General features: G+C 66.2%; 29 protein-coding genes. 19 read left to right on the top strand and 10 right to left on the bottom strand.

Going from position 1 to position 25,161, the window contains the following annotated elements:
* Positions 1–14: 14 nt before the first annotated feature.
* The 3 genes from B6S44_RS07230 to B6S44_RS07220 form a co-directional block, all read right to left on the bottom strand.
* Positions 15–602 (bottom strand): hypothetical protein, encoded by a 588-nt coding sequence (locus B6S44_RS07230; protein WP_129156091.1) that lies wholly within the window; start codon positions 600–602, stop codon positions 15–17.
* Between the two features lie 67 nt (positions 603–669).
* Entirely contained in the window at positions 670–1,872 is a 1,203-nt protein-coding gene (gene dapE / locus B6S44_RS07225; protein WP_129156090.1) for a succinyl-diaminopimelate desuccinylase, read from the bottom strand.
* Positions 1,869–2,297 carry a DUF805 domain-containing protein gene (locus tag B6S44_RS07220; RefSeq protein ID WP_129156089.1) on the bottom strand — a complete coding sequence of 143 codons (429 nt, stop codon included), beginning with the start codon at positions 2,295–2,297 and terminating at the stop codon, positions 1,869–1,871. Before B6S44_RS07220 ends, dapE begins: the two co-directional genes overlap by 4 nt.
* 234 nt (positions 2,298–2,531) lie before the next feature.
* Between B6S44_RS07220 and B6S44_RS07215 the strand changes: the two genes are divergently transcribed.
* From B6S44_RS07215 to B6S44_RS07175, 9 genes are all read left to right on the top strand, one after another.
* Positions 2,532–3,146: a ribonuclease D gene (locus tag B6S44_RS07215; protein WP_129156088.1), complete on the top strand. Its 615-nt coding sequence runs from the start codon at positions 2,532–2,534 to the stop codon at positions 3,144–3,146.
* 115 nt (positions 3,147–3,261) lie between these two features.
* Complete coding sequence (gene lptC, locus B6S44_RS07210) at positions 3,262–3,999, top strand: LPS export ABC transporter periplasmic protein LptC (protein ID WP_129156087.1); 738 nt, start codon at positions 3,262–3,264, stop codon at positions 3,997–3,999.
* A gap of 41 nt (positions 4,000–4,040) precedes the next feature.
* Positions 4,041–4,736, top strand: a complete 696-nt coding sequence (locus B6S44_RS07205) for an LptA/OstA family protein (protein ID WP_248309486.1) — start codon at positions 4,041–4,043, stop codon at positions 4,734–4,736.
* Between the two features lie 284 nt (positions 4,737–5,020).
* Positions 5,021–5,881: an LPS export ABC transporter ATP-binding protein gene (gene lptB, locus B6S44_RS07200; protein ID WP_129156591.1), complete on the top strand. Its 861-nt coding sequence runs from the start codon at positions 5,021–5,023 to the stop codon at positions 5,879–5,881.
* Between the two features lie 158 nt (positions 5,882–6,039).
* Positions 6,040–7,572: an RNA polymerase factor sigma-54 gene (gene rpoN, locus B6S44_RS07195; RefSeq protein ID WP_129156086.1), complete on the top strand. Its 1,533-nt coding sequence runs from the start codon at positions 6,040–6,042 to the stop codon at positions 7,570–7,572.
* A gap of 188 nt (positions 7,573–7,760) precedes the next feature.
* The gene (gene hpf / locus B6S44_RS07190) at positions 7,761–8,348 is read left to right on the top strand and encodes a ribosome hibernation-promoting factor, HPF/YfiA family (protein ID WP_129156085.1); all 588 of its coding nucleotides are present in this window, start codon (positions 7,761–7,763) and stop codon (positions 8,346–8,348) included.
* Between the two features lie 84 nt (positions 8,349–8,432).
* Positions 8,433–8,894, top strand: a complete 462-nt coding sequence (ptsN, locus tag B6S44_RS07185; protein ID WP_126113772.1) for a PTS IIA-like nitrogen regulatory protein PtsN — start codon at positions 8,433–8,435, stop codon at positions 8,892–8,894.
* A 135-nt stretch (positions 8,895–9,029) separates the two neighbouring features.
* Entirely contained in the window at positions 9,030–10,646 is a 1,617-nt protein-coding gene (locus tag B6S44_RS07180) for a fumarate hydratase (protein ID WP_129156084.1), read from the top strand.
* Complete coding sequence (locus tag B6S44_RS07175; protein ID WP_129156083.1) at positions 10,643–10,975, top strand: hypothetical protein; 333 nt, start codon at positions 10,643–10,645, stop codon at positions 10,973–10,975. The genes B6S44_RS07180 and B6S44_RS07175 overlap by 4 nt, the downstream gene beginning before the upstream one ends.
* Here B6S44_RS07175 and B6S44_RS07170 read toward each other — a convergent pair whose 3' ends face one another.
* Together B6S44_RS07170 and B6S44_RS07165 are read right to left on the bottom strand one after the other, a co-directional pair.
* Positions 10,976–11,950, bottom strand: coding sequence for an alpha/beta hydrolase family protein (locus B6S44_RS07170; protein WP_129156082.1), 975 nt, complete (start codon positions 11,948–11,950; stop codon positions 10,976–10,978).
* Positions 11,947–12,771, bottom strand: a complete 825-nt coding sequence (locus tag B6S44_RS07165) for an AraC family transcriptional regulator (protein WP_206735093.1) — start codon at positions 12,769–12,771, stop codon at positions 11,947–11,949. The genes B6S44_RS07170 and B6S44_RS07165 overlap by 4 nt, the downstream gene beginning before the upstream one ends.
* A gap of 291 nt (positions 12,772–13,062) precedes the next feature.
* On the opposite strand from B6S44_RS07165, the gene B6S44_RS07160 reads away from it, so the two are divergent.
* Together B6S44_RS07160 and B6S44_RS07155 are read left to right on the top strand one after the other, a co-directional pair.
* Complete coding sequence (locus tag B6S44_RS07160) at positions 13,063–13,719, top strand: MBL fold metallo-hydrolase (RefSeq protein ID WP_129156080.1); 657 nt, start codon at positions 13,063–13,065, stop codon at positions 13,717–13,719.
* Positions 13,720–14,084: 365 nt separating this feature from the next.
* Positions 14,085–15,542, top strand: a complete 1,458-nt coding sequence (locus B6S44_RS07155) for a phospholipase D-like domain-containing protein (RefSeq protein WP_129156079.1) — start codon at positions 14,085–14,087, stop codon at positions 15,540–15,542.
* Between the two features lie 195 nt (positions 15,543–15,737).
* Here B6S44_RS07155 and B6S44_RS07150 read toward each other — a convergent pair whose 3' ends face one another.
* Positions 15,738–16,256, bottom strand: a complete 519-nt coding sequence (locus B6S44_RS07150; RefSeq protein ID WP_129156078.1) for a DUF1993 domain-containing protein — start codon at positions 16,254–16,256, stop codon at positions 15,738–15,740.
* A gap of 92 nt (positions 16,257–16,348) precedes the next feature.
* A complete protein-coding gene (gene efp, locus B6S44_RS07145) occupies positions 16,349–16,918 on the bottom strand; it encodes an elongation factor P (RefSeq protein ID WP_129156077.1) in 570 nt (189 codons plus the stop codon).
* A gap of 132 nt (positions 16,919–17,050) precedes the next feature.
* Here efp and epmA point away from each other — a divergent pair, with 132 nt between their 5' ends.
* From epmA to B6S44_RS07105, 8 genes are all read left to right on the top strand, one after another.
* Positions 17,051–18,115, top strand: a complete 1,065-nt coding sequence (gene epmA, locus B6S44_RS07140; RefSeq protein ID WP_129156076.1) for an EF-P lysine aminoacylase EpmA — start codon at positions 17,051–17,053, stop codon at positions 18,113–18,115.
* The gene (locus B6S44_RS07135; protein WP_129156075.1) at positions 18,112–19,176 is read left to right on the top strand and encodes a lysine-2,3-aminomutase-like protein; all 1,065 of its coding nucleotides are present in this window, start codon (positions 18,112–18,114) and stop codon (positions 19,174–19,176) included. The genes epmA and B6S44_RS07135 overlap by 4 nt, the downstream gene beginning before the upstream one ends.
* Before the next feature lie 66 nt (positions 19,177–19,242).
* Positions 19,243–19,488: a type II toxin-antitoxin system Phd/YefM family antitoxin gene (locus B6S44_RS07130; RefSeq protein WP_129156074.1), complete on the top strand. Its 246-nt coding sequence runs from the start codon at positions 19,243–19,245 to the stop codon at positions 19,486–19,488.
* A complete protein-coding gene (locus B6S44_RS07125; protein ID WP_129156073.1) occupies positions 19,485–19,871 on the top strand; it encodes a type II toxin-antitoxin system VapC family toxin in 387 nt (128 codons plus the stop codon). Before B6S44_RS07130 ends, B6S44_RS07125 begins: the two co-directional genes overlap by 4 nt.
* Before the next feature lie 10 nt (positions 19,872–19,881).
* The gene (locus B6S44_RS07120; protein WP_164985752.1) at positions 19,882–20,529 is read left to right on the top strand and encodes a DsbA family oxidoreductase; all 648 of its coding nucleotides are present in this window, start codon (positions 19,882–19,884) and stop codon (positions 20,527–20,529) included.
* 98 nt (positions 20,530–20,627) lie between these two features.
* The gene (gene pyrF / locus B6S44_RS07115) at positions 20,628–21,335 is read left to right on the top strand and encodes an orotidine-5'-phosphate decarboxylase (protein ID WP_129156071.1); all 708 of its coding nucleotides are present in this window, start codon (positions 20,628–20,630) and stop codon (positions 21,333–21,335) included.
* Between the two features lie 34 nt (positions 21,336–21,369).
* Positions 21,370–21,657, top strand: coding sequence for a DUF1330 domain-containing protein (locus tag B6S44_RS07110; RefSeq protein ID WP_129156070.1), 288 nt, complete (start codon positions 21,370–21,372; stop codon positions 21,655–21,657).
* A 2-nt stretch (positions 21,658–21,659) separates the two neighbouring features.
* Positions 21,660–21,968, top strand: a complete 309-nt coding sequence (locus B6S44_RS07105) for a DUF1330 domain-containing protein (RefSeq protein WP_129156069.1) — start codon at positions 21,660–21,662, stop codon at positions 21,966–21,968.
* Positions 21,969–21,981: 13 nt separating this feature from the next.
* Here the strand turns inward: B6S44_RS07105 and B6S44_RS07100 are convergent, their stop codons facing one another.
* The 3 genes from B6S44_RS07100 to B6S44_RS07090 all read right to left on the bottom strand — a co-directional run bounded on the left by B6S44_RS07100 (position 21,982) and on the right by B6S44_RS07090 (position 25,141).
* Positions 21,982–23,079, bottom strand: coding sequence for an NADH:flavin oxidoreductase/NADH oxidase (locus tag B6S44_RS07100; protein ID WP_129156068.1), 1,098 nt, complete (start codon positions 23,077–23,079; stop codon positions 21,982–21,984).
* A gap of 42 nt (positions 23,080–23,121) precedes the next feature.
* The gene (locus B6S44_RS07095) at positions 23,122–24,060 is read right to left on the bottom strand and encodes an AEC family transporter (RefSeq protein WP_129156067.1); all 939 of its coding nucleotides are present in this window, start codon (positions 24,058–24,060) and stop codon (positions 23,122–23,124) included.
* A gap of 76 nt (positions 24,061–24,136) precedes the next feature.
* Complete coding sequence (locus B6S44_RS07090; protein ID WP_129156066.1) at positions 24,137–25,141, bottom strand: DUF808 domain-containing protein; 1,005 nt, start codon at positions 25,139–25,141, stop codon at positions 24,137–24,139.
* Between the last annotated feature and the right edge of the window lie 20 nt (positions 25,142–25,161).

Raw genomic sequence — 25,161 nt, 5'->3', positions numbered from 1 at the left:
ATGACGGTTGCGAATCAGAATCCGGCCAGCCCGAAGGTCTTCAGGACCGCATAGTCGGCGACCAGGCTGGCGCAGGCGATCGCGCCTGCAACGCCGCTCTCAGGCCCGAAAGCAGCCCTCGCGACGCAATAGCGCAGTCGCAGCACGATCGCTGCGAAGGCGAGGCTCTGGAAGCCGGCGATGCCGGGGTTCGACCAGCCGAGCGCGAAGACCGTTGCGGGCACTGCCATCAGCGCCGCCGAGAGGATGCCGGCCCAGTTCCAGGCGATGATGAAGCCGGTGAAGCGCGGATTGTGGGTGAGGTTCGGCACGAGTCCGACCAGCAGCGCCGGCACGGCGAGGATCGCCAGGATCTCGGCGGTGACGATCGCCGCGATCAGGCCGGGAGCGTCGAACAGCCCGCCGCTGTTCGAGAGGCCGGCGAGCGTGCGCTCGGCGGCCAGTGCCGGGATCATCGAGGGCACGACGAGCACCAGCGCGAGATAGGAGCGCCAGAAGCCGTCGCGGCTGAGGTCAAGATCAGGCAGGGCTTTCGCGTCGGCCCGCAGCAGGCGCCAGGAGGCGGCGAGCGATCGCGTCACATCGTCGGCAGCAAGCCTCATGGCCCAACCCTCCGGACGTCACGATATTAGACTTTCGTCTAAACTGTGGGGATCAGGGTCGGTTCCGTCAAGCGTGCTGCGCTGCGGCAAAATAATCCGTCAGTAAACGATGCGTGATCCGCTCCAGCGTCACGAGATCGGCGATGGCGACCCGCTCGTCGATCTGGTGCATGGTCTGGCCGACAACGCCGTATTCGACCACCGGGCAATAGTTCTTGATGAAGCGGGCGTCGGAGGTGCCGCCGGTCGTCGACAGGGCAGGGCGCTTGCCGGTTTCAGCTTCGACTGCATCCGCGACCATGGCGACGAAGGGTCCGGGCTGGGTCAGGAAGGCGACGGCATTGGTTGGCTCAAAGGTGACCTCGTAGCGTACGGTGTTGCCGGCCGCCTCGCGCAGCCGCCGCTCGATCTCGGCAGCGAGCGTCTCCGGCGTCCAGAGGTCGTTGAAGCGGATGTTGAAAACGGCCCGGGCCTGCGCCGGGATGACGTTCGTCGCCGGATTGCCGACATCGAGCGTCGTCACCTCGAGATTGCTCGGGTCGAAATGCTCGGTGCCGGCGTCGAGCGGTGTCGCGTCCAGTGCCGCCAGCAGCCTGACCATGCCGCGGATCGGATTCTGGGCCAGATGCGGATAGCCGACATGGCCCTGCACGCCCTGGACGGTGAGCTTGCCGGTCAGCGAGCCGCGCCGGCCGATCTTGATCATGTCGCTCATCGCAGCGGGATTGGTCGGCTCGCCGAGGAGGCAATGGTCGAAGCGCTCGCCGCGCGCATCGGCCCAGGCCAGCAGTTTGATCGTGCCGTTGACGGCCGGGCCCTCCTCGTCGCCGGTGACGAGGAAGGCGATCGAGCCTGGCGCATCCGGGTTCTCGCGGCGATAGCGGATCGCGGCAGCAACCATCGCCGCGAGCCCGCCCTTCATGTCGCAGGCGCCGCGGCCGTAGAGCACACCATCGACGATCTCGGCAGCGAACGGATCGCGCGTCCAGGCAGCAAGGTCGCCCGGCGGCACGACATCGGTATGGCCGGCGATGACGAGGACCGGCCCCTCGCTACCGATGCGGGCATAGAGGTTCTCGATATCCGGCATGCCGGGCTCGGAGAAAACGGGCCGCTCCACCCTGAAACCCTCGGCGCTCAGCACGGCAGCGAGCAGAGAAAGCGCGCCGCCCTCGGTTGGTGTCACCGAGGGGCAGCGGACCAAAGCCTGGGTGAGGGCGATCGGGTCGGCGGGATCGAAGTCGAGGAGGGCGGGCGGGTTCGGGCTCATCGAGCCCGTTTAGCAGCCCCTTCTTGCTCCGCAAGCGCCGCATCGGGATCGACGCCCGGCATCAGGCCGAGATCGACCAGCGCGACCAGCCAGGCCATCGTCGAGATCGCGACCAGCGAAGGCGCCCAGGCATAGCCAAGCAGGGGCTGGAACTCCCGCGGCAGGACGATGGCGCAAACCAGCAATATGCCGAAGAGCGACGAGCCGCCTCGGTCTGTGGCGCGTTTTGCGGCCAGTGCTGACCAGGGAAACAGGGCGAAGGTGTTGGCGAAGGCGATGATCATCGCCGCGCTGTGCCTGTCGGTCAGGCGCGGTGCGCCCCACTGGATTGCGAGGAGGCAGAACGCGAGCGCGATGCTGCCGAGCCAGAACTGGCGCAGGCCGATACGGCCGTCGAGATCGGTGAAGAGGCGGATTGCGGACATGCGTCAGGCTCCGATTGCGCATCCTTGCATGCCCGCACGTTCGAATGAAGCATATGGTGAATAAAAGGTTAATGCCGGCGAACCGGTTGTATTGCCAGAGAAAATGCTTGAATGCGGCCGGGTGGGCCGCTAGCTGCGGAGCGTCCGCCGAGTTTTTGAGGAAGCTGTTCGGCTTGAGTGGTGGACGGCAAGCTGACTGAGCGGCGCGCCGCGCTGCCGAGTGAGGTTTCTGGCATGACCATTCGTCTGCATCGCGACGATCTGCCTGATGGGTTCCAGCCGGGGCCGATCCTGGCGATCGACACCGAGACCCTGGGGCTCAATCCGCAGCGCGACCGGCTCTGCGTGGTGCAGCTTTCGTGCGGCGATGGCACAGCCGATGTCGTGCAGATTCCCAAGGACGGGCCGACGCCGGTCAATCTCTGCCGCGTCCTCGCCGACCCCGGCGTGCTGAAGCTTTTCCACTTCGCCCGTTTCGACATCGCCGCGCTGGAGAAGGCGTTCGGGGTCGTCACGTCACCTGTCTACTGCACCAAGATCGCCTCCAAGCTGGTACGCACCTACACCGACCGGCACGGTCTGAAGGACCTGGTGCGGGAGCTGCTCGGCGTCGACTTGTCGAAGCAGCAGCAATCATCGGATTGGGGCGCCGATACGTTGACTGAAGCGCAGCTCGGCTACGCAGCCGCCGACGTCCTGCATCTGCATGCGCTGAAGACGAAGCTCGACGTGATGCTGGAGCGCGAGGGGCGCGCGCATCTCGCCAAGGCCTGCTTCGATTTCCTGCCGACCCGCGCCGAGCTCGATCTCGCCGGCTGGCCAGAGGTCGACGTCTTCGCACATACGTAAAGTTGAGCTATTTGAGCTAGGCTATTCGCCGAGCGGCTGCCGAACCGGTTGCGCGCCCTGTTGGGACGCGCCGGTTCGACATGAAAAAGCCGCTGGCGGCTGGCAATTGGCGGGCATGACCTTGGCGATCACGACCCCTGAGACGCGGAGCCCGGCGGCGATCCGGGCGCAGATCCGGCAGAGTGCCTTCCGGGCGGCGCGCCGGCATTCTGCGCTCGTGCGCGTGCTGCGGCGGCTGATCCCGGTCGGCGCCGTCGTCGCGGTGGTCGGCCTTATCATCGTCCCCTTCCTCAACCCGCTGCGTCAAATCGGCAATGTCTCCCTAGGCGGGATCAGCCTGTCGGGCGGCAAGGTCGTGATGGAGGCGCCGAAGCTCGCCGGCTATCGCAAGGACAACAGCCCCTATGAGGTCACGGCCGATTCGGCCCTCCAGGACGTCCGCAATCCGACGCAGATCGAGTTGGTCAAGATGACGGCCCGCGTGCTGATGAAGGACGAGGGCTGGATCAACATCAATGCCCAGAGCGGCCTTTTCGACCAGCAGAAGGAGAAGCTGAAACTGGTCGACGATGTGAAGATCCGCACCGAGTCGGGCTATGACGTCCGCATGCGCACGGCCGATGTCGACTTCAAGGGCGGAACCGTTAATTCGCGCGAGCCGGTCAAGGTCAATCTCGGCACGACCACGATCGATGCCGACACGCTCGACGTGAAGGACAATGGTGCGCTGATTACCTTCGAGGGGCGTGTGCATGTCCTGATCGAGAACGCGCCGGCGCGCAGCCTGGCTGGTCCCGAACGCGAGGGCAGCACGCCCAACCTCGAAGCCCTTCGTTCCGCTGCGAAGCCGTGAGATCATCGTACCGAGCCATGCAGGTCAACCACAGGTCACCGATGAAACCCTTCGTTCTTGCTCTCGCTGTCCTGATCGCGCCGGCCCTGTCCGCCGGCGCGCTGGCCCAGCAACAGCCCGCGCGCTCCGGTTCGGCGCCTGTTGCCGCGCCCGCCGCGGCGAGCGCCACGCCTGCCAAGCCGGCCAAGCCGCGCGGCGGCGCGCCGGGCTCGCCCTTCGGCGGCATGGGCGGCGACAGCAAGGAGCCGATCAAGATCGATGCGAACAAGCTCGATGTGCTCGACAAGGACAACAAGGCGGTCTTCTCCGGCAATGTCGTCGCCGTGCAGGGCGAGACCACCGTGCGCTGCTCGGTGATGACGGTGTTCTATGAAGGGCGTGGCCAGGGCGGCACGCCGAAGCCCGCCCAGCCTGCCGCACAGGGCCAGGGCAATGACGGTGCGATCAAGCGCATCGAATGCACCGGACCGGTGACCGTCGTCTCGAAGACGCAGGCCGCGACCTCGGACAACGCCGTCTTCGACCGCGCCAACAACAAGGTGATCATGACCGGCAATGTCGCGTTGAACGACGGCCCGAACATCACGCGCGGCGACCAGCTCGTCTACGACACCCAGACCGGCGTCGCCAACGTCACCTCGAAGGGGCGCGTCCAGGGCTTCTTCGTGCCGAACTCGGGAGAGGCCGGCAAGGACAACAAGGCGGGGGCCAAGCCAGCCGCCACGCCGACCAACTGATTTTCCCTGGCGGCTGGGGCGGCCGCAGGAAGGCGTTGCCAGTTGGGCGCGCCTCGCATACCAGAGCGGACCCATGTCGAACGCGAGAGCCGGATGATTTCAGTTGGAATCGCAAGGCGATGCCAACTGAAATCTGAATCCGTCTCTCATCGAAGAGTTAGAGCAGGATCGATGCGAAAAACCGGTTCCCACTTTTTCGCATCCTGCTCTAGCAGCTCGCGCTTTTTCCTGTGACGGTGTCTCTTTCTCCCCCTCCCGCGGCTGGCCAGCAGGCGCAGCCCGGCCTGACGCGGCCGGCCAAGGCGCCGGCGGCGCGCTCTGGCCTGTTCGCCAGGCTCGGCGGGCTCTTCGGCAAGGGCAAGGACAAGCAGGCACCCGAAGAGGACGTGCAGCCTGGTCCCATCGCGAGCGCTGTCGGCGGCAGCGGCATCCTGGCCGTCAGCGGCCTGCGCAAGACCTATGGCGCCCGAAATGTCGTGAGCGAGGCCTCGCTCTATGTCCGCAATGGCGAGGCGGTCGGCCTGCTCGGGCCGAACGGCGCCGGCAAGACCACGATCTTCTACATGATCACCGGCCTGGTCAGCGCCGATATGGGCGTGATCTCGCTCGAAGGGAACGACATCACCACCCTGCCGATGTATCAGCGCGCCCGGCTCGGCATCGGCTACCTGCCGCAGGAGGCCTCGATCTTTCGCGGCCTCTCGGTCGAGGACAACATCCGGGCGGTGCTGGAGGTCGTCGAGCCGAACCGCAAGAAGCGCGAGCGCGAGCTCGACAAGCTGCTCGACGAGTTCAACATCGCCCGCCTGCGCAAGGCGCCGTCGATCGCGCTCTCGGGCGGCGAACGGCGGCGCTGCGAGATCGCCCGCGCGCTTGCCGGCCGGCCCTCCTTCATCCTGCTCGACGAACCCTTCGCCGGCATCGACCCGATCGCGGTCGGCGACATCCAGGAGCTGGTGCGGCAATTGACCGATCGCGGCATCGGCGTGCTGATCACCGACCACAATGTCCGCGAGACACTCGGCCTGGTCGACCGCGCCTACATCATCCATTCCGGCCGAGTGCTGACCGAAGGCTCGCCGGCCGAAATCATCGCCAATGCCGATGTCCGCCGCGTCTATCTCGGCGAGGACTTCCGGCTCTGAGCCGAATCGGCGGGCGCTTCGCCTGCTTATGTTGCAGCGCATTAACTTCCCGAGGCAAAAGCCCCCGAAGGGCTTTGACGCCGCCGCGGCCTCCGGCTAGTCTGACTGACAGGCAAGAACCGTGCCGAATTGCCGCAGGCTGAGGAGTCGGGATCGCGATGGCGATGATGCCACGCATGGAGCTGCGACAGGGCCAGTCCCTAGTGATGACGCCGCAATTGCTGCAGGCGATCAAGCTGCTCCAGCTCTCCCATCTCGAATTGCAGAGCTTCGTCGAGGGCGAGCTCGAGCGCAATCCGCTGCTCGAGCGCACTGACGAGGCTCCGGAGCCGGGTTCACTGAATGGTGCGGGGGAAAGCCCGCACACAGCCGACGCAGAGACCTACGCCCGCGCCGAAAGCCTCAATACCCAGGAGGGCATGGAGGGCAGGCTCGGCACCGGACTCGACAACGTCTTCCAGAATGAGCAGCCGCAAGCGGCACGGCTCGAAACGCAAGGGGCCGACAGCCTGCCGATCATTGGCGGGGCCTACGGCGGCTCCGGCGGTTCATTCGAAGAGGGGCCGGACGGCTTCGAAAACGGCCTGACCAGTGAGCTCTCGCTGCACGATCATCTCCGCGCCCAGCTCGACCTCGCCATCACCGCGCCGGCGGAGCGGCTGATCGGCAGCCACATCATCGATGGCGTCGACGATTCCGGTTATCTGACGGAGCCGTTGCCCGATATCGCCGAGCGCCTCGGCGTCGATCTCGCCAGGGTCGAGGCGGTGCTCGCCGTCGTCCAGGGCTTCGACCCCAGCGGTGTCGCCGCCCGCGACGTCAGCGAGTGCCTGGCGATCCAGCTGCGCGATCGCAACCGCTACGATCCGGCGATGCAGGCCCTGCTCGCCAACCTGCCGCTCCTCGCCAGGCGCGACTACGCTGCCCTCAAGCGGGTTTGCGGCGTCGACGACGAGGATATCGCCGACATGGTCGCCGAGATCAGGCGGCTGGATCCCAAGCCCGGGCGCGCGTTCGGCGGCTCGGCGGCGGAGACGGTGGTGCCGGACGTCTTCATCCGCGCTGCGCCGGACGGCTCCTGGTTGGTCGATCTCAATCCCGACACGCTGCCGCGCGTACTGGTCAACCAGACCTATCACGCCCGTGTCTCGAAGGTGGCACGCAGCGATGCGGACAAAGCCTTCATCGCCGAATGCCTGCAGACGGCGAACTGGCTGACCCGCTCGCTCGAGCAGCGCGCCCGCACCATCCTCAAGGTCGCCAGCGAAATCGTGCGCCAGCAGGACGGCTTCTTCGCTCATGGCGTCGAGCATTTGCGTCCGCTCAACCTGAAGACGGTCGCCGATGCGATCGGCATGCATGAATCGACCGTCTCGCGCGTCACCTCGAACAAATATCTCGCCTGCTCGCGCGGCGTCTTCGAGATGAAGTACTTCTTTTCCGCCGCGATCGCTGCAACCGGCTATGGCGAGGCACATTCGGCCGAGGCCGTGCGCCACCGCATCAAGCAGATGATCGACGAAGAGGCGCCGGGTGATGTGCTCTCCGATGACGCCATCGTCGTCAAGCTGAAGGGAAGCGGCATCGAAATCGCCCGTCGCACCGTGGCGAAGTATCGGGAATCGCTGCGCATTCCCTCTTCGATGGAGCGCCGCCGCGAAAAGGCGGCAATGGCGCTCGCCGGACGCTGAGCACCCCGACGTTTGCCGCTGCCCGGTCCGGGCGGCGCTGCACCGCGCTGACTGCCGCAAGGAGCCCATCCTCCGTCATGTCGCCTATGCAGCTCACCCCGCCGATGCATTGACAACCTCGGGGGCCCGTTCTTACCTCCTCAGGATGGTCGGCTACTGACCATGGCGACAAGAAGGGGAAGCACTCCATGAGCTTGCGAATCTCCGGCAAGAATCTCGATGTCGGCGAGGCCCTGCGTGGCCAGGCCGAGGCTAGGGTCGCCGCGGCGTTGGGCAAGTACTACGAGGGCGGCTACCAGGGCCACGTCACCGTCGGCAAGGACGGCACCGCCTTCAAGACCGATGGCGTCCTGCATCTCTCCTCCGGTATCACGCTCGAGGCGTCGGCCACCGCGCACGACCCTTATGCCAGCCTCGACAAGATGGCCGAGCGCATCGAGAAGCGGCTGCGTCGCTATAAGCGAAGACTGAAAGATCGCGCTGCGGCTGCCAACGGGCGCGAGCCAGCTCTGGAAATCCCCAGCTATGTGATCGCCGCCCCCGATGAGGATATCGAGGAGCACGAGGCTGATCACGCCGGCGAGAACCCGGTGATCGTGGCGGAATCGACCAAATCCCTGCATCAGATGACGGTTAGCGACGCGGTCGCCGAGCTCGATCTGACCGGTGCGCCTGTGGTTATCTTCCGCCATGCTGGCAATGGCCGCATGAACGTCGTATACCGCCGCCGCGACGGCAATATCGGCTGGATCGATCCGCCGGCTTCTCTTTCTTGAAGTCCCGCCGCTGATGGAATTCGGGTGCCGGCCGGGATGCCGGTGGCGCCCGCGTTCCGGCACGGGACATGCATGGATTGGCCTATGACGCTGACCGATCTTCTCAGGCCCGATGCGGTGATCTCGCCGTTGCGCGCCAACAGCAAGAAACAGGCTCTGCAGGAACTGGCGCAGCACGCTGCCCTGCTGACCGGCCTACCCGAACGCGAGCTGTTCGAGGCCCTGCTCCAGCGCGAGCGCCTCGGCTCGACCGGCATCGGCGACGGCATCGCGATTCCGCACGGCCGCATGGCCGGCATCGATCGGCTCGTCGGCCTGTTCGCCCGCGCCGAGAAGGCGATCGATTTCGAGGCGCTCGACGGTCAGCCGGTCGATATCGTCTTCGTGCTGATCGCCCCGGAAGGGGCGGGGGCCGACCATCTCAAGGCGCTGGCCCGCGTCGCGCGCGTGCTGCGCAACCAGGCGGTGCTGGAACAGGTGCGCCACGCGCATGACCCGGCCGCGATCTACGCCATTCTGGCGGAGACCGCCGCCAAGGCGGCCTGAAGACGGGCTGCCCGAAGCGGCCCTTCCTTTGAATGATGACAGTCTAGGCTTGGAGGCCTCGCCCCGAGCGGCTATGACGCGGCCGAAGTTTTGAGGCGCCGCACACGGCGCCAGCAAACCGCCGGAGCGCCGCCGATGGCCTATACCCATGTCGATCTCTTCCCCCTCGGCGAGGACAAGACGCCGTACCGCTCGCTCGGCAGCGACGGCGTCACGGTCGAGACGGTTGGCGGGCGCGAGGTCCTGAGCGTCTCTCGCGAGGCGATCAAGCGGCTCTCCGAGCAGGCTTTCATCGACATCAACCACCTGCTGCGCCCGGGACATCTCGCCCAGCTCGCAAAAATTCTCGATGACCCCGAGGCGACCTCGAACGACCGTTTCGTCGCCTACGACCTGCTCAAGAACGCAGGCATCGCCGCCGGCGGCGTGCTGCCGATGTGCCAGGATACCGGTACCGCGATCATCATGGGCAAGAAGGGCCGCAAGGTCTGGACGGACGGGGAGGACGAGGCGGCGCTCGGCGAAGGCGTCTATGACGCCTATCTCAAGCGCAATCTGCGCTATTCGCAGGTCGCAGCCCTCTCCATGTTCGAGGAGAAGAACACCGCGACCAACCTGCCGGCCCAGATCGACATCTATGCCGAGGGTGAGGATGCCTACAAATTTCTCTTCGTCGCCAAGGGCGGCGGCTCGGCCAACAAGACCTTCCTCTTCCAGGCGACGCCTTCGCTGCTGACGAAGGACCGGATGATGGCGTTCCTGAAGGAGAAGATCCTGACGCTCGGCACCGCCGCCTGCCCGCCCTACCACCTCGCCATCGTCATCGGCGGCACCTCGGCCGAACAGAACCTGAAGACGGTCAAGCTCGCCTCGACCAAATATCTCGACGCGCTGCCGACTCAAGGCTCAGCCAGTGGTCACGCCTTCCGCGATCTCGAGATGGAGGAGGAGGTCCACAAGCTGACGCAGGCGCTCGGCGTCGGCGCCCAGTTCGGCGGCAAGTATTTCTGCCATGACGTGCGTGTCATCCGCCTGCCGCGCCATGGCGCCTCGCTGCCGATCGGGCTCGGCGTCTCCTGCTCGGCCGACCGGCAAGCCAAGGGCAAGATCACCAAGGACGGCATCTTCCTCGAGGCACTCGAGACCGATCCGTCGAAGTATCTGCCCGAGATCGACGAGGCCAAGCTCGGCGGCGACGTCGTCAAGGTCGATCTGAACCGGCCGATGAGCGAAATTCTCGCCACATTGACGCAATACCCGGTGAAGACCCGGCTCTCGCTGACCGGGACGATCATCGTCGCGCGCGACTCGGCCCATGCCAAGATCCGCGAGCGGCTGGAGAACGGCCAGGGCATGCCGGACTATCTGAAGAACCACCCGGTCTACTATGCCGGCCCGGCCAAGACGCCGGAGGGTTTCGCCTCGGGCTCCTTCGGACCGACCACGGCCGGCCGGATGGATTCCTTCGTCGACCAGTTCCAGTCCTTCGGCGGCTCGATGGTGATGCTCGCCAAGGGCAACCGCTCGGCCCAGGTCCGCGAAGCCTGCAAGACCCATGGCGGCTTCTATCTCGGCTCGATCGGCGGCCCGGCGGCGCGCCTCGCCCAGGACTGCATCCGCAAGGTCGAGGTGCTCGAATATCCCGAGCTCGGCATGGAAGCGGTCTGGCGCATCGAGGTCGAGGATTTCCCCGCCTTCATCGTCATCGACGACAAGGGCAACGACTTCTTCAAGGAGCTGAATCTCGGATGATCGCTCGCGCTGCCGTCGCCGTCCTGCTGACTCTGGTTCCGACTCTCGCACTGGCACAGCCGCGTCCCGTTCCGGCGACCTGCACGCGCGACCTGTTCCAGAACGAGGCGGCGATGCGCCAGCGGCAATATCGCATGCAGCAGGTCGCCACTGCCGATCAGGCGACGCAATGCGCCGCCTGGCGCGACCATGTCGGCTTCCTGCAGAAGGCGCGCTCCGTCTTCGCCACCTGCCAGACCGGCCGCGAGCGCGAGGAGAATGTCGGCCAGATGGATCAGTCGCTCGCCGACTACCGCGTGCTGCTCGCCAATCGCTGCGGGCGCCGCTGACTATCTGATCTCTGGCGGCTGGCCCAGCTGCGCCTTGAAGAAGGCGAGCACGCTGGCGTTGAAGTCGGCATGGAAGGCGGCCCGGTCGAAACCGGACTGATCGCTGCAGAGCTCGGCGGCTGATTGAGCCAGCTCGGCCGGGCAGGGCGGCAGGAAGGAGAAGTGCTGCGAGCCGGGCACGACGTGAAAATCGGGCTTCGTCGGCAGCTGGCCGGCTATGCCAGCGACGCTGGCCGGGGTCACGCCGTCGCCACCGCGCTCGGAACCCCAGAGCTGAACCGGCACCCTCACATTCTTGAAGCTTTCCTCCGTAAAGAAGACGCTGAGCGGATCGACGATGACCGCAGCCTTGATGCGCGGATCATGGCTGAGCTCCGGAAGCTTTCCCAGGCGGACCTGCTCGCAGAGCGGGTCGCTCTTGTCTTCACAGAGCCTGAGGCGCTTGCCGAACTGTGGATTGGCGCCGACGGCGACGAGCCCTGTATAGCCGCCCCGCGAGAAGCCGAAGAACCCGACGCGCCCGGCATCGATCTTGGCCGCATCGGGCCATGAGCCGAGCATGTAATCGATCGCACGCTTGATGTCGGCCGGCCGCTCGACGAAGACCGAGAACTCGCGCGTCCGGCTCTGGTCCAGGCTGGTGTCGCCGGGATGATTGATCGCGACGACGATGAAGCCGGCATCGGCCAGAACCGCGGCCGTGTCCCGGTGTCCGAGGAAGCTCCCGGTCCTGCCGTGCGAGACCACGATGAGCGGGCGCTTCTCGCTAGCGAGCGGGCAGTTCATGCTGACGGACATGGCAAAAGGCCCGAGCCGTATGTCGCTTTTTGGCTGGGTGCATGGATACCAGACCGCTCCCTTGAGCGGCTGGAGTGCTCCTTCAGCGGGAATTTCGACGGACTTGAACCCGGCCGCCTGCGCCAGCGAGGCCGCAAGGCTAATGGCGATGCAGGAGAACAGACGACGGAGGTTCATGACGGGCTCGCGCTGCGGATGGGGATGAGCAGGTCGGTGCGCAGGGCGGCGGGCGCTATGCCGCGCGACGACGTATCGAGATAGTGCTCCAGCGTCGGCCTATCATCCGGCTCGTAGCCGCTGCCCGGCATCCATCTTGTGTAGAGAGCCTGCGCGGCGGCGTTGATACGGGTGTACGGACCCAACAGCCGCTGCACGGCATAGCGGCCGCCGGGGATCTCGAGCGTTTCGACTTCGGAACCCTCTGGCCAAGGATCGGGCGAGGCGACGGCGGCATAGTATCTGAAGCGGTCGGCGTATTGGGGATTGCCGAAGGAGGCGCCCCATTTCTCCGAGATGGCGCGCGTGCCGGCGCGCAGACGCAGCTGCCGATGCGTATGAGGAATGGTCGCGAACGATCCCGTATGCCGCAGCGCATGTAACCGCTGCGCCGGTCGTTCGACGATCTCGACAGTCGGCGTGGCTGCATCGTCGCCGTCGTTGTCAACTGCCCCGTCGGCAGTGAGGATCGCGCGCCTCATCTGCTGCCGGAATGCGCGCGGCGACTGCCCGGTGAACTGGTGAAAGGCGCGGGTGAAGGCTTGCGGGCTGTCATAACCGACAGTCAGTGCGACTTGCGTGATGCTTTCATCGGAACCGGTCAGAAGGCGTGTCGCGAGAGCCAACCGGACGCGACGGAGCGTGGCGGCCACGGTCTCGCCCACCACGCCGGCGTAGACGCGGTGAAAATGGAAGGGTGAGAAATGTGCGAGGCGTGCCAGATCATCGAGATGCAGATCGGCCATCGGATCGGCAATGATGGCCGCGACCGCGCGAGCCACGCGGGCGCGGTAATCCCGTTCTGTTCGATCGCTTGCCATAAGAATAGCTTGCCCTATCGACGCGCCGGAAACTTAGCTGCTTTTGCTAAATTGCCCGGATGAGGGACCGATCCGTTCCCTCATCATGCATCCCCTTTCACCTCATGGATGTGAATGCTGCAATCCCCTCATCCTCGAACGCAGCGTGGCGAATGGGTTTGGGCAAGGCGGCATTTGAGGTATGGCAGTCACATCGCCGCTCTGCGATATGGCACCGCCGGGTTTCTGATGTGAGCAGCCACGGGATGATGGATGACTAGCGATACGACCTCTCCGCTCGGCATTGCCGTCGTGCCGGTGACGCCTTTCCAGCAGAACAGCTCGATCGTCTGGTGCACGCGCACCAAGGAAGCGGCGGTCGTCGATCCCGGCGGCGATGTCGAGCGCATCCGCAGCGCGCTGAAGGAGCTCGGCGTCACGCCGGTCGCGATCTGGCTGACCCACGGCCATATCGACCATGCCGGCGGCGCGACCGAGCTCGCGGGCGTGCTGAACCTGCCGATCATCGGCCCGCATGAGGCCGACAAGTTCCTGCTCGACGCGCTGCCGCAGCAGGGGCTGATGTTCGAGATGCGCGGTGTGCAGGCGGTGACGCCGACGCGCTGGCTCGCCGAGGGCGATAGCGTCTCGGTCGGCGACGTCAGTTTCTCCGTCCAGCACGTGCCGGGGCATACGCCCGGCCATGTCACGCTCTTCCAGAACGATCTGCGCTTTCTGCTCGCCGGCGACACGATCTTCGCCGGCTCGGTCGGGCGCACCGATTTCCCCTATGGCAACCACAAGGACCTGATCGGCGGCATCAAGGGCAAGCTGCTGCCGCTCGGCGACGACGTCCAGTTCCTGCCCGGCCATGGTCCCGCGAGCACGCTCGGCGAGGAGCGCCAGACCAATCCGTTCCTGCAGGGATAAAAGGGTCGTCCGTCATTCTCGGGCGGAGCGAAGCGCAGACTCGAGAATCTCGTGACGGGAAGACGCTAAACGGAGCCGCATCCGGCCTGAGATGCTCGGGTCAGGCCCGAGCATGACGCGCTTGAGAAGCCTAGAAACGCCAACGGCCATGTCCGGAAGGGCGCGCGTACATCCGGCGTCGCTGGCTTCGGGTTCATGGCCGTCTTCAACGGAACGGAGGGCGGTGGAACGCCCTCGACATCGCCGTGAACCCGATATGGGAAGATGATCCTGTCATTGCAAGGGCCGGCTCCATGAAAACCGGGCCGCGTCCTTAGGCGCCTGGCCGCGTTGCCGGTTTCGCGGCCCATGCGATAGTCGCGGTCATGTGGGAGATTCTCTCCGCCTATTGGCCGCATATCCTCGGCTTCGTCTCGCTGGTGCTGACGGTCATCGCGGCCAGCCACGCAGCGATGACCAAGGACGAGGTGCGCGCTGCCATCGGCTGGGTCGGCGTCATCGTTCTCTCGCCGATCATCGGACCTCTGATCTATGCGGTGGGCGGCATCAACCGCATCCGCCGCGCCTCGATCGTCTCGCAGCGCAAGCCGAAGCTTGGCAGCGCTCCGCTCGCACAGACATTCGAGGTCTCGGATGCCGAGATCGCCGGCGATATCGGCCGACGCTTCGCCGCGCTGAAGACCCTGGGCGACAAGGCGACGCGTCGCCATCTCAAGACCGGTAATGCCATCGCGGTACTGCGGACCGGCGATGAGGCCTATGCCGCGATGATCGCGGCGATTGCGGCAGCTGAGCGCTCGATCATCCTGGAGAGCTATATCTTCGATCGCGATCCGCTCGGCCTGCGCATCGCCGATACGCTGATCGCGGCCGTCCGCCGCGGCGTCGACGTGCGTGTGCTGATCGATGCCGTCGGCGCGCGCTATTCGGTGCCGAGCATCGTCGGCCATCTGCAGAAGAGCGGCGTGCCGACCGAGGTCTTCAACGGCAACATCATCGTCGGCCTCAGGCTGCCCTATGCGAACCTGCGCACGCACCGCAAGCTGCTGGTCGTCGACGGGCGGATCGCCTTCGCCGGCGGCATGAACATCCGCCAGGGTTTCACCTCCGAGTTCGCCGGCGAGGCCGCCGCGCACGATACGCATTTCCGCGTCGAGGGGCCGGTCGTCGAGGATCTGTTCGGCGTCGCGGCCGAGGATTGGCGTTTCGCGTCGGGGGAGGAGCTCACCGGCGATATCTGGGCGGTCACGCCGGAGGCGGCTCGGCAAGGTCCGACGGTGCTGATGCGTGCTGTCGCATCCGGCCCCGACGCCAGCCTGGAGACCAACCACAAGCTGCTGATCGGCGCCTTCTCGGTGGCGCGGACCTCGATCCGGATCATGTCGCCCTATTTCCTGCCGGACCGGGAATTGATCAGCGCGCTGGTCACCGCGGCACGGCGCGGGGTCGCCATCGACATCGTCGTGCCCGACGTCAACAACCTCGTCCTGGTCGACCGCGCCATGCGGGCGCAGTTCGACCAGGTACTGAAGGATGGCTGCAAGGTCTGGCGCGCCACCGGCTCCTTCGATCACTCCAAGCTGCTCGCGATCGACGGCGCCTGGGCCTATGTCGGCTCGTCCAACCTCGACGCACGCTCGCTGCGGCTGAACTTCGAGATCGACCTTGAAGTGCTCGACGAAGGCTTCGCTATTGGTATCGAGCAACGCATCGATGCCGCGATCGCCAGGGCACGGCCGGTCACGCTGAAGGGGCTGCGCTCACGGCCCTTCCCCCTGCGGCTGCTCGACCGGATGCTCTGGCTCTGGTCACCCTATCTGTGAGGCTGGCGGCTTTCCGGGACAACCCCCTTACCGTCATGGTCGGGCTTGTCCCGACCATCCACGCCTTCCTTCCTGCAATGAGGTGTTCAAGACGTGGATGCTCGCCACGAGGGCGAGCATGACGAATTGGAGACGCGTCGTGGTTCTGGATTCCGGGCTCGCTGCTGCGCAGCGCCCCGGAATGACGACGCCAACTCAGGCGTCGAACACGCCCTTGAGAAAATCCTGCTTGCCGACCTGAAAGCCGTTCTCGCGCAGGATGTCGTAGGCGGTCGTGGCGTGGAAATAGAAGTTCGGCACGGCGAAGCGGGTGAGGTAGTCGGCGCCCTTCATCGTCACGGTGGCAGAAGGGCCGCGCGGGAAGGTCACGTCCTTGTCGAGCCCTGCGTCGAGCGCCGCCTTGTCGACCGAGGCGATGAAGTCGAGGGTTTTCGCGATCCGCGCCTTCAGCTCCTCGAAGCTCTTCTCCTCGTCAGGGAAGCGCGGGTTTTCCGCTCCGCTGACCCGCGCCGCGGCGTTCTTGGCGAAATCCGACATCAGCTGGATCTGCCGAGTGAAGGACAGCATGTCCGGGGCAAGCCGGCTCGACAGCAGCACCTCCGGCTGGATCTTGCGCTCGGACGCCTCAGAGCCCGCCTTGTCGAGGATCGCGTCGAGCGCCTTCAGGGTCTGGATGAAACCCGGGAAGACGGCGGCATAGGCGGAAAGCGGCATCGGAAATCCTCACCAACGAAAACGGGCCCGGAAAGGGCCCGCTGCGTCTGCCGATATAAGCCTTTCCCCGCCGATGTCAGCGGGCGCCGGCGTCAGTCCTTGGCGCGCTCGACATAGGAGCCATCGGCAGTCATCACCACGATCCGGGTGCCGGGGCCGATATGCGGCGGCACGGCGGTGCGCACGCCATTGGTCAGGATCGCCGGCTTGTAGGAGGAGGAGGCCGTCTGGCCCTTGGTCACCGGCTCGGTCTCGGCGACCTCGCAGGTGATGCGCTGCGGCAGCTCGATCGCGACGGCCCGGTCCTCGAACACCGAGAGCGAGACCTTCATGCCTTCCTGGAGGTAGGGCGCCATGTCGCCGACCACGCCGCCGTCGACAGGGATCTGGTCGTAGGTCTCGGGGTTCATGAAGACGTATTGCTCGCCGTCCTGGTAGAGATAGGTGAAGTCGCGATCCTCGACATAGGCGCGCTCGACCTGCTCGGTCGTCTTGTAGCGCTGGGTCATCTTCACGCCGTCGGAGATGCGACGCATGTCGATCTGCGTCGTCGGCGTGCCCTTGCCCGGGAAGAAGCTCTCGGCCGAGATGACGGTGCAGAGATGCCCGTCGAGATCGAGAACGTTGCCCTTGCGGACGGAGGAGGCGATGACCTTGACCACGTGCGATTTCCTTGGCTGGCGCGGGCCCTGTCCGCGCGCTATGCGAATTCCTGTGCCGCGCCACTACCGCATTCGGGGCGCAAACGGAAGCGCGCAGGCCGTTTGTGCAGGCTTTCAGCGCAGCGAGGCTCGATGAGCGAGACGCTCCCGCCCTTCTGGCGACCGGACATCCATGCTGACCGGCGTCCGGCACTGCTGGCGCGTGGGCGGATCAAGGCGGCGCTGCGGCGCTGGTTCGAGGCGCGTGACTTCATCGAGGTCGAGGCGGCGATCCTGCAACTCTCACCAGGTAACGAGACGCATCTGCACGGCTTTGCCACCACGCTGGTCGACGATACCGGCGCCGGCCATCCCTATTATCTGCACACCTCGCCGGAATTCGCCGCCAAGAAGCTGTTGGCGGCCGGCGAGCCGCGCATCTTCGATTTCGCCCGCGTCTTCCGCAATCGCGAGCGCACAGCGCTGCACCATCCCGAGTTCACCATGCTGGAATGGTATCGGGCGGGAGAAGGCTACGAGGCGCTGATGCGGGACTGCGTCGCGCTGCTGGCCGAGGCTGCGCGTGCTGCTGGCACCGCGGTCCTGCGCTGGCGCGACAACGAAGTCGACCCCTTCGCCGAGCCCGAGCGGCTGACGCTGCACGAAGCCTTCGCTCGCCATGCTGGCATCGACCTGATGGCGACGCTCGCCGGAGATGGCGCGACCGATCGTGGGGCGCTGGCCGCGCAGGCCCTGGCCACCGGCATCCGCCTCGCCGGGGACGACAGCTGGTCCGACATCTTCAGCCGCATCCTGTCCGAGAAAATCGATCCGCAGCTCGGCCGCGGCCGCGCCACCATCCTGTGCGAATACCCGATCTCCGAGGCGGCGCTGGCACGCCCCAAACCGGGCGATCCGCGTGTCGCCGAGCGTTTCGAGCTCTATGCCTGCGGCGTCGAGCTCGCCAATGCCTTCGGCGAGCTGACCGATCCGGACGAGCAGCGCCGCCGTTTCGAGGCTGACATGGACGAGAAGCAGCGCATCTATGGCGAGCGCTATCCGATCGACGAGGACTTCCTCGCAGCGCTCGTGCTGATGCCGCAGGCCTCGGGCATTGCGCTCGGCTTCGACCGGCTGGTCATGCTCTGCACGGGCGCGCGCCGGATCGAGGATGTACTCTGGACGCCGGTCGCGGAACCGGGCAGGGGAGGGCGATGACGATCCACCAGCTGCCCGGCCAGCCGCTCAGGACGGTCGACGCTCTCGTCGAGCGCGGTCTCGTCTTGCCCGAACGGCGTGAGGCTTTGGCCGAGGTCGCCAGGCGCTATGCCGTCTCGGTGACGCCGGCGATCGCGGCACTGATCGATCCGTCCGACGAAACCGACCCGATCGCGCGCCAGTTCATTCCTGCACCGGCCGAGCTTGAAACGCTGCCGGAGGAGCTGGCCGACCCGATCGGCGACGAGGCGCACTCGCCGGTCGAGGGCGTCGTCCACCGCTATCCGGACCGGGCCCTGCTCAAGCTGGTCCATGCCTGCCCGGTCTATTGCCGCTTCTGCTTTCGCCGCGAGATGGTCGGCCCCGGCGGCGATGCGCTGACTGGCGACAAGCTCGATGCCGCGCTCGCCTATCTCGCCTCCCGGCCGGAAATCTGGGAGGTGATCATGACCGGCGGCGACCCGCTGATCCTCTCGGCCCGGCGTGTGCGCGAGATCGCAAAGCGTCTCGCCGCGATCCCCCACATCAAGGTGGCGCGCTGGCATACGCGCGTGCCGATGGTGCAGCCCGAGCGCATCACCGTGGACTATGCCCGCGCGCTGCGCATTCCCGGCAAGGCGAGCTATATCGCCGTCCACGCCAACCATCCGCGCGAGTTCACCGGGGACGCGAAGGCTGCGCTGGAACGTCTGGTCGACGCCGGCCATGTCCTTGTCAGCCAGAGTGTGCTGCTCAAAGGGGTCAATGCCGATGTCGAGACGCTGTCGGCGCTGATGCGCGCCTTCGTCGAGAACCGGGTCAAGCCGTATTACCTGCACCATCCCGATCTCGCGCCGGGCACCAGCCATTTCCGGCTCTCGCTGGCGGAGGGGCAGGCGCTCGTCAAAAGCCTGCGCGGCAACCTTTCCGGACTGTGCCAGCCGACCTATATCCTCGACATCCCCGGTGGGGCCGGCAAGATTCCGGTCGGACCCGCCTTCCTTTCGGGCTGCGAGACGCCCGGCGCGCAAGGCGTCGCGGAGGATCGCCATGGCGACCGCCATGCCTATCCGCCGACATAAGTCGCGATTTCATTTCAAGGGCGAAAGCAGTAGACTAAGTCCGATGGACTAAGTTCGGGAGCCGATATGAAGACGGTGAACATTCACGAGGCCAAGACCAATCTCTCGCGCCTGGTCGAGCAGGTGTCGAAGGGGGAGAGCGTCGTCATCGCCAAGGCTGGCAAGCCGATGGTCAAGCTCGTGCCGCTCGATGAAGCCGAGCGCCGGGTCGCGAAGCGGATCGGCTTCATGGATGGGGAAATCCAGGTCCCTGACGATTTCGATACGATGGGCGCCGACGTCATCATCGACATGTTCGAAGGTCGTTCGTGAAGCTCTTGCTGGATACGCATCTCCTGCTCTGGACGGCCGGCAAGTCGCACATGCTATCCAAAGAAGCGATGGAGCTTATCGCCGCTCCCAATAACGAGATCGCTTACAGTGTCGTCGGGCTGTGGGAAATCGCGATCAAGAATGCGCTTGGACGAAGCGATTTCTCGGTCGATCTGAGTTCGCTGCGCCGTGGCCTTCTGGGCAGCGGCTATCGCGAGGTATCGGTTACCGGTGAGCATGCGATCGCGCTCGAAGCGCTGCCGGCGCACCATAAGGACCCATTCGATCGTCTGTTGATTGCCCAGGCAATGGTCGAGGGCATGATATTGCTAACCGCCGATGCGACGCTGGCCGGCTATGGCCGTGCAGTCCGCAAGGTCTAAGGAGACCACCATGCAAGATAAGCTGCCGCTCGCGATCGTCTCCGACATCGCCTGCCCCTGGTGCTTCATCGGCAAGACCCGGCTCGAGACGGCGCTCGCCAACCACAACCTCACCGAGCGCGTCGCCATCACCTGGCTGCCCTATGAGCTCAACCCGGAGATGCCGGCGGAAGGCATGGACCGCACGGCCTATCTCGACGCCAAGTTCGGCCCCGGCAAGCGCCGCGAGATCGAACTGCGCCTGTCCGAGGCGGCGCTGGAGAGCGGCGTCACCTTCAATTGGGCGAAGGTGACGAAGAGCGTCAACACCCGCATGGCGCATATGCTCGTCGCCGCCGCCGCGACCGTGCAGCGCGGCAGCGAGATGACCGCGGCGCTGTTCAAGGCCTATTGGCAGGACGGGCGCGATATCGGCGATATCGAGACGCTGGTCGCGATCGCCGGCGAGCAAGGCTTCGACGAGCAGGCGGCGCGCGACGAGTTGTCTAATGACGAGCTGCGCGAGACCGTGATCGGGCTCGAGGCGCACGCCCAGAAGGTCGGCGTCACCGGCGTGCCCTTCTTCATCGTTGACGGCAAGCTCGCGGTCTCCGGCGCCCAGCCGCCGGACGTCTGGACCCAGGTCTTCGCGCAGGCGCTGACGGGCGGCCGCGAGTAAGCTCGCAGGCGTCGCAAAGCCTGCTCCTGCAACGGAAATCCTTGCATCACCTCTCGAATCGTGCGCCATCCCCGCCGGGCAGCGAGGAGGGCAGGACGATGACGCAGAAGATCAACGATCTCCGGGACCGCATGATCGTCGCGCTCGATGTGCCGACTGTCTGGGACGCCTACCGCATCGTGTCCACGCTGGGTGACGGGGCGAGCTTCTACAAGATCGGCTACCGGCTCGCTTTCGCCGGCGGGCTCGACCTCGCCCGTCAGTTGGTGATCGAAGGCAAGAAGGTCTTTCTCGACCTCAAGCTGCACGACATCGGCAACACCGTCACCGAGGGTGTGGAATCGCTGACCAAACTCGGCGTCACCTTCCTCACCGTGCACGCCTATCCGCAGACCATGCGCGGCGCGGTCGAGGGGCGCGGCGAAGCGGCGCTGAAGCTGCTCGCCGTCACTGCCCTGACTTCCTATGACGATGGCGACTTGAAGGATGCCGGCTATGGGCTCGCGGTGCGCGATCTCGTGCGCATGCGGGCCCAGCAGGCGCGCACCGCCGGCGTTGACGGCATCGTCTGCTCCGCCGCCGAGACCGAGATCGTGCGCGGCGTCATTGGCCCCGACATGGTGATCGTCACGCCGGGCATTCGCCCGGCCGGCAGCGCCGTCGGCGACCAGAAGCGCACCTTGACCCCGGCCGAGGCGATCCGCGCCGGCGCCGATCATCTCGTCGTCGGGCGTCCCATCATTCGCGCGGCTGACCCGCGTGCAGCGGCGGCTGCGGTCATGGACGAGATTGCGGGCGCCGCTTAGTCTGCCGCTCCTTTCACCGGATACGGATACGGCAATGCCCAAGGGATATGTGATCGGTCGCGCCAAGGTGACCAATGCGACGCAATGGGCGGCCTATGCCGCGAAGGCTTCCGAGGCGATCAGGCAATATGGCGGCACGCCTTTGGTGCGCGGCGGCCAGATGACGGTCGGCGAGGGCGAAGGCCGGGCCCGCAACGTCATCCTCGAATTCCCCGACTTTGCTACGGCGAAGGCCTATCTGCTCTCGGCCGAATATGCCGAGGCGCGCAAGCTGCGCGAGGGCGCCGGCGAGATCGATCTCGTTGCGGTCGAGGGCGTGTGACCATGGCGAAAGGCTACTGGATCGCCCGCCTTGATGTGCAGAACGAGTCGGAATACGCGACCTACCGCTCGCTCAACGCCATCGCCTTCGCCAAATACGGCGGCAAGTTCCTTGTCCGCGGCGGCGAGTACAAGCTCGCCCGCGGCGAGGGCCGCAAGCACAACGTCGTCATCGAGTTCAAGGACGAGGCGACGGCGCGGGCCTGCTACGAATCGCCGGAATACCAGGCGGCGGTGCAGCACCTCGCCAAGGTCGGCGCGGTCGATCTCGTCATCATCGGCGGCTATGACGGGGCGCAGCCGGGCGATTGAGATCGCCTAGCTCTCAGCTTTCAAACAGGTTGCGATAGCGGCTCGGCTGCGAGCGCAGATACTGCTTCGGTGCCTTGACGCTGGCACCGAGATGGGCGGCGGCATGCCAGGGCCAGCGCGGCTCGTAGAGGATGCCGCGCGCCAGCGCGACCATGTCGGCATCGCCGCCGGCGACGACCGCCTCGGCATGCTCGTAGTCGATGATCAGGCCGACGGCGATGGTCGGCAGGCCGGTCGCCGCCTTCACTGCCCGGGCCAGCGGCACCTGGTAGCCGGGTGAAAGCGCGATCTGCTGCGCGGCCGAGACCCCGCCGCTGGAGACATGGACGAAGCTGACGCCGCGCGCCTTCAGCGCCTCACAGAAGGAGATGGTCTGCGCGATGTCCCAGCCGCCCTCGACCCAGTCGGTCCCGGAGACGCGCACGCCGACCGGGATCGTCGCCGGAACCGCTTCACGCACGGCGTCGAAAACCTCGAGCGGGAAGCGCATCCGGTTCTCCAGCGAGCCACCATAGGCATCGTCGCGCTGGTTCGCCAGCGGCGACAGGAACTGGTGCAGCAGGTAGCCATGGGCGCAATGGAGCTCGATCGCCTGCAGGCCGAGCCTAACCGCCCGGCGCGCCGTCGCGACGAAGGCCTCGCGGATTCGCTTCAAACCGGCCGCGTCGAGTGGCAGCGGCGGCCGGTCCTTGGCCTGCATCGGCAGGGCCGAGGGGGCGAGCGTTTGCCAGCCACGATCGTCGAGCGGGCGCTGCCCGCCGCCGGTCCAGGGGGAATGGACCGAGGCCTTGCGGCCGGCATGGCCGAGCTGGATGCCGATCGGCATGTCGGAATGGCGCCGGACCGCCTCAATCACGCGTGCCAGCGCTGCCTCGTTCGCGTCGCTCCACAGGCCAAGATCGTCAGGGCTGATCCGTCCCTCCGGCTCGACCGCCGTCGCCTCGATGATCAGGAGCCCGGCGCCCGACAGAGCGAGGTTTCCGAGATGGATCAGGTGCCAGTCGGTGGCCGAACCTTCTTCAGCCGAATACTGGCACATCGGCGCGATCACGATCCGGTTTGCCAGATGAAGGCCGCCCAGATCGAAGGGCTGGAAGAGCTGGCTCGGCATGAAAGTTTCCTGACGGGCAGTTTCGGGCGTGTCGACGGCGGGTCAGGGCGAGATCAGCCAGATCGCTAGCGGGAAGGTGAGGGCTGCGGCGGCGGTAGAAATCACGATCGCAGCCGCGATCGGGCGGCTGCCGGTGTTGAAGCGTTCGGAGATGACGAAGACATTGGCTGCGATTGGCAGTGCCGCATAGAGCACGCCGGCCTGGACCCAGAACGGATCGAGCTTCAGGACCAGCGCCAGCACCACCCAGGTCAGCAAGGGATGCAGGACGAGCTTTCCGACGACCAGTGGCAGCACGCCGCGCAAAGGCAGCTTGCCCTCGCGGCTCCACTGGAAGGCGGCGATGCCGAGCGCGAAGACGCCGACCGGGGCCGCCGACGCGCCGAGGAAGAGCAGGAAACGGTCGACCGGCTCCGGCAGGGCAAGCCCGCTCAGCGACAGGGCGATCCCGGCCAGGATCGAGAGCATGAACGGGTTGACGATCGTGCCGCGGACGAGCCTGAGCGCGATTGAAAGCGGCGAGCCCTGGCCGCGCCCGGCCTCGATCAGGCCGATCGAGAGCGGCACGATCAGGGCCGTATCGCAGATCAGGCCGATCGCGATCGGCGCCGCCGCACTGTCGCCGAGGAAGGCGAGCATCAGCGGGATGCCTAGAAAGGCGAAATTGCCGCCGACCAGCGCTTGGCCCCGCGACACGGCGTTGGGGAAGGGCAGGCCGAGCAGGCGGCGCTGCAGCACGATGGCGAGGGCGAGCACCGCGACCCCGATCAGCGCCAGCGCGGCGAAGAAGACGCCGTTCCACAATTCCGCGATCGGCTGGCGCGACATCACCCGCAGCACCATCGCCGGCGTCGCCACCATGAAGGCGAAGGTGTTGAACACCCTGACCGCATCGGCGCTGAACAGCCCGCGCCAGGCGGTGAAGGCGCCGAGCGCGATCACCGCGAAGAAGGGCGTGCTGGTGGCGAGGAATTGCAGCATGAGGGCACCGCGGCCCGCGAGCCGGGCCGGTTGCCGGCTCTAGCAGATTTCAGGCCGCTATGTGTTCCGTTGCTGCCTAGTGGGTCTGCTTTTCCGGCAGGGCTGCCGGCTTCCCGCCGCTGCCGCGCCGGGCCTTCAGTATGGGCTCGACGATGAAGTGCATGCCGACAAGGCAAAGCCCGCCGACGATGAGCCCGAACACTGCGGAGGCGGCTGCGGTCGTCAGCCATTCGAGCACGCCCGTAAGCGCCGGCCAGGCGCGTCCGACCGCGACGGCGGTATCGTGGATGACATGTTCGATCCCGGCGAGCCCGTAGCCGGCGAGGCCGTGGATGATGATGCCGCCGCCGACCCAGAGCATCGCCGCCGTGCCGACCGCGCTCAGCACCTTGAGGAAGGGCGGCATGCCGGTGACGAGGCCGCGGCCGATGAGCCGGATCGGCAGAAGGCCGCTGCGTGCCAGCGCGACGCCGGCATCGTCGGCCTTCACGATCAGGGCGACGACACCGTAGACCAGCACGGTCATGCCGAGCCCGACCACGGCCAGCACCAAAGCCTGCATCCAGAAGGAGGAGGCGGTGACGCCGGCGAGCGTGATCGCCATGATTTCGGCCGAGAGGATGAAGTCGGTCTTGATCGCGCCGGCGATCTTCTGCTCCTCGAGCTGCTTGGCGTCGAGGATGTCGGTGCCGCCCTCGCCGGTGATCTCGTCATGATGCGCATGCGGCACGACGAGTTCGTAGACCTTCTCGAAGCCCTCGAAGCAGAGATAGGCGCCGCCCGCCATCAGCAGCGGCGTGATCGCCCAGGGTGCGACGAGGCTGAGCACCAGCGCCGCCGGCAAGAGGAAGAGCAGCTTGTTCTTCAGCGAGCCGAGCGCGATCTTGCCGATGATCGGCAATTCGCGCTCAGCCGCGAAGCCGACGGCATAGCGCGGCGTCACCGCGGCATCGTCGATGACGATGCCGGCCGCCTTGGCGCCGGCTTTGGTTGCTTGCGCAGCGGCATCGTCGAGCGCGGCCGCGGCGACCTTGGCCAGGGCTGCGACGTCGTCGAGAAGGGCGAACAGTCCCGAACTCATGGCGGTCTCCAGGCGAGGCC

It is taken from the genome of Allobosea sp. Tri-44, from assembly GCF_004123845.1.
Taxonomy (GTDB): Bacteria; Pseudomonadota; Alphaproteobacteria; order Rhizobiales; family Beijerinckiaceae; genus Allobosea.
The sequence above is the reverse complement of the archived record's forward strand: the minus strand, read 5'-3'. Positions and strand labels throughout refer to the sequence as shown.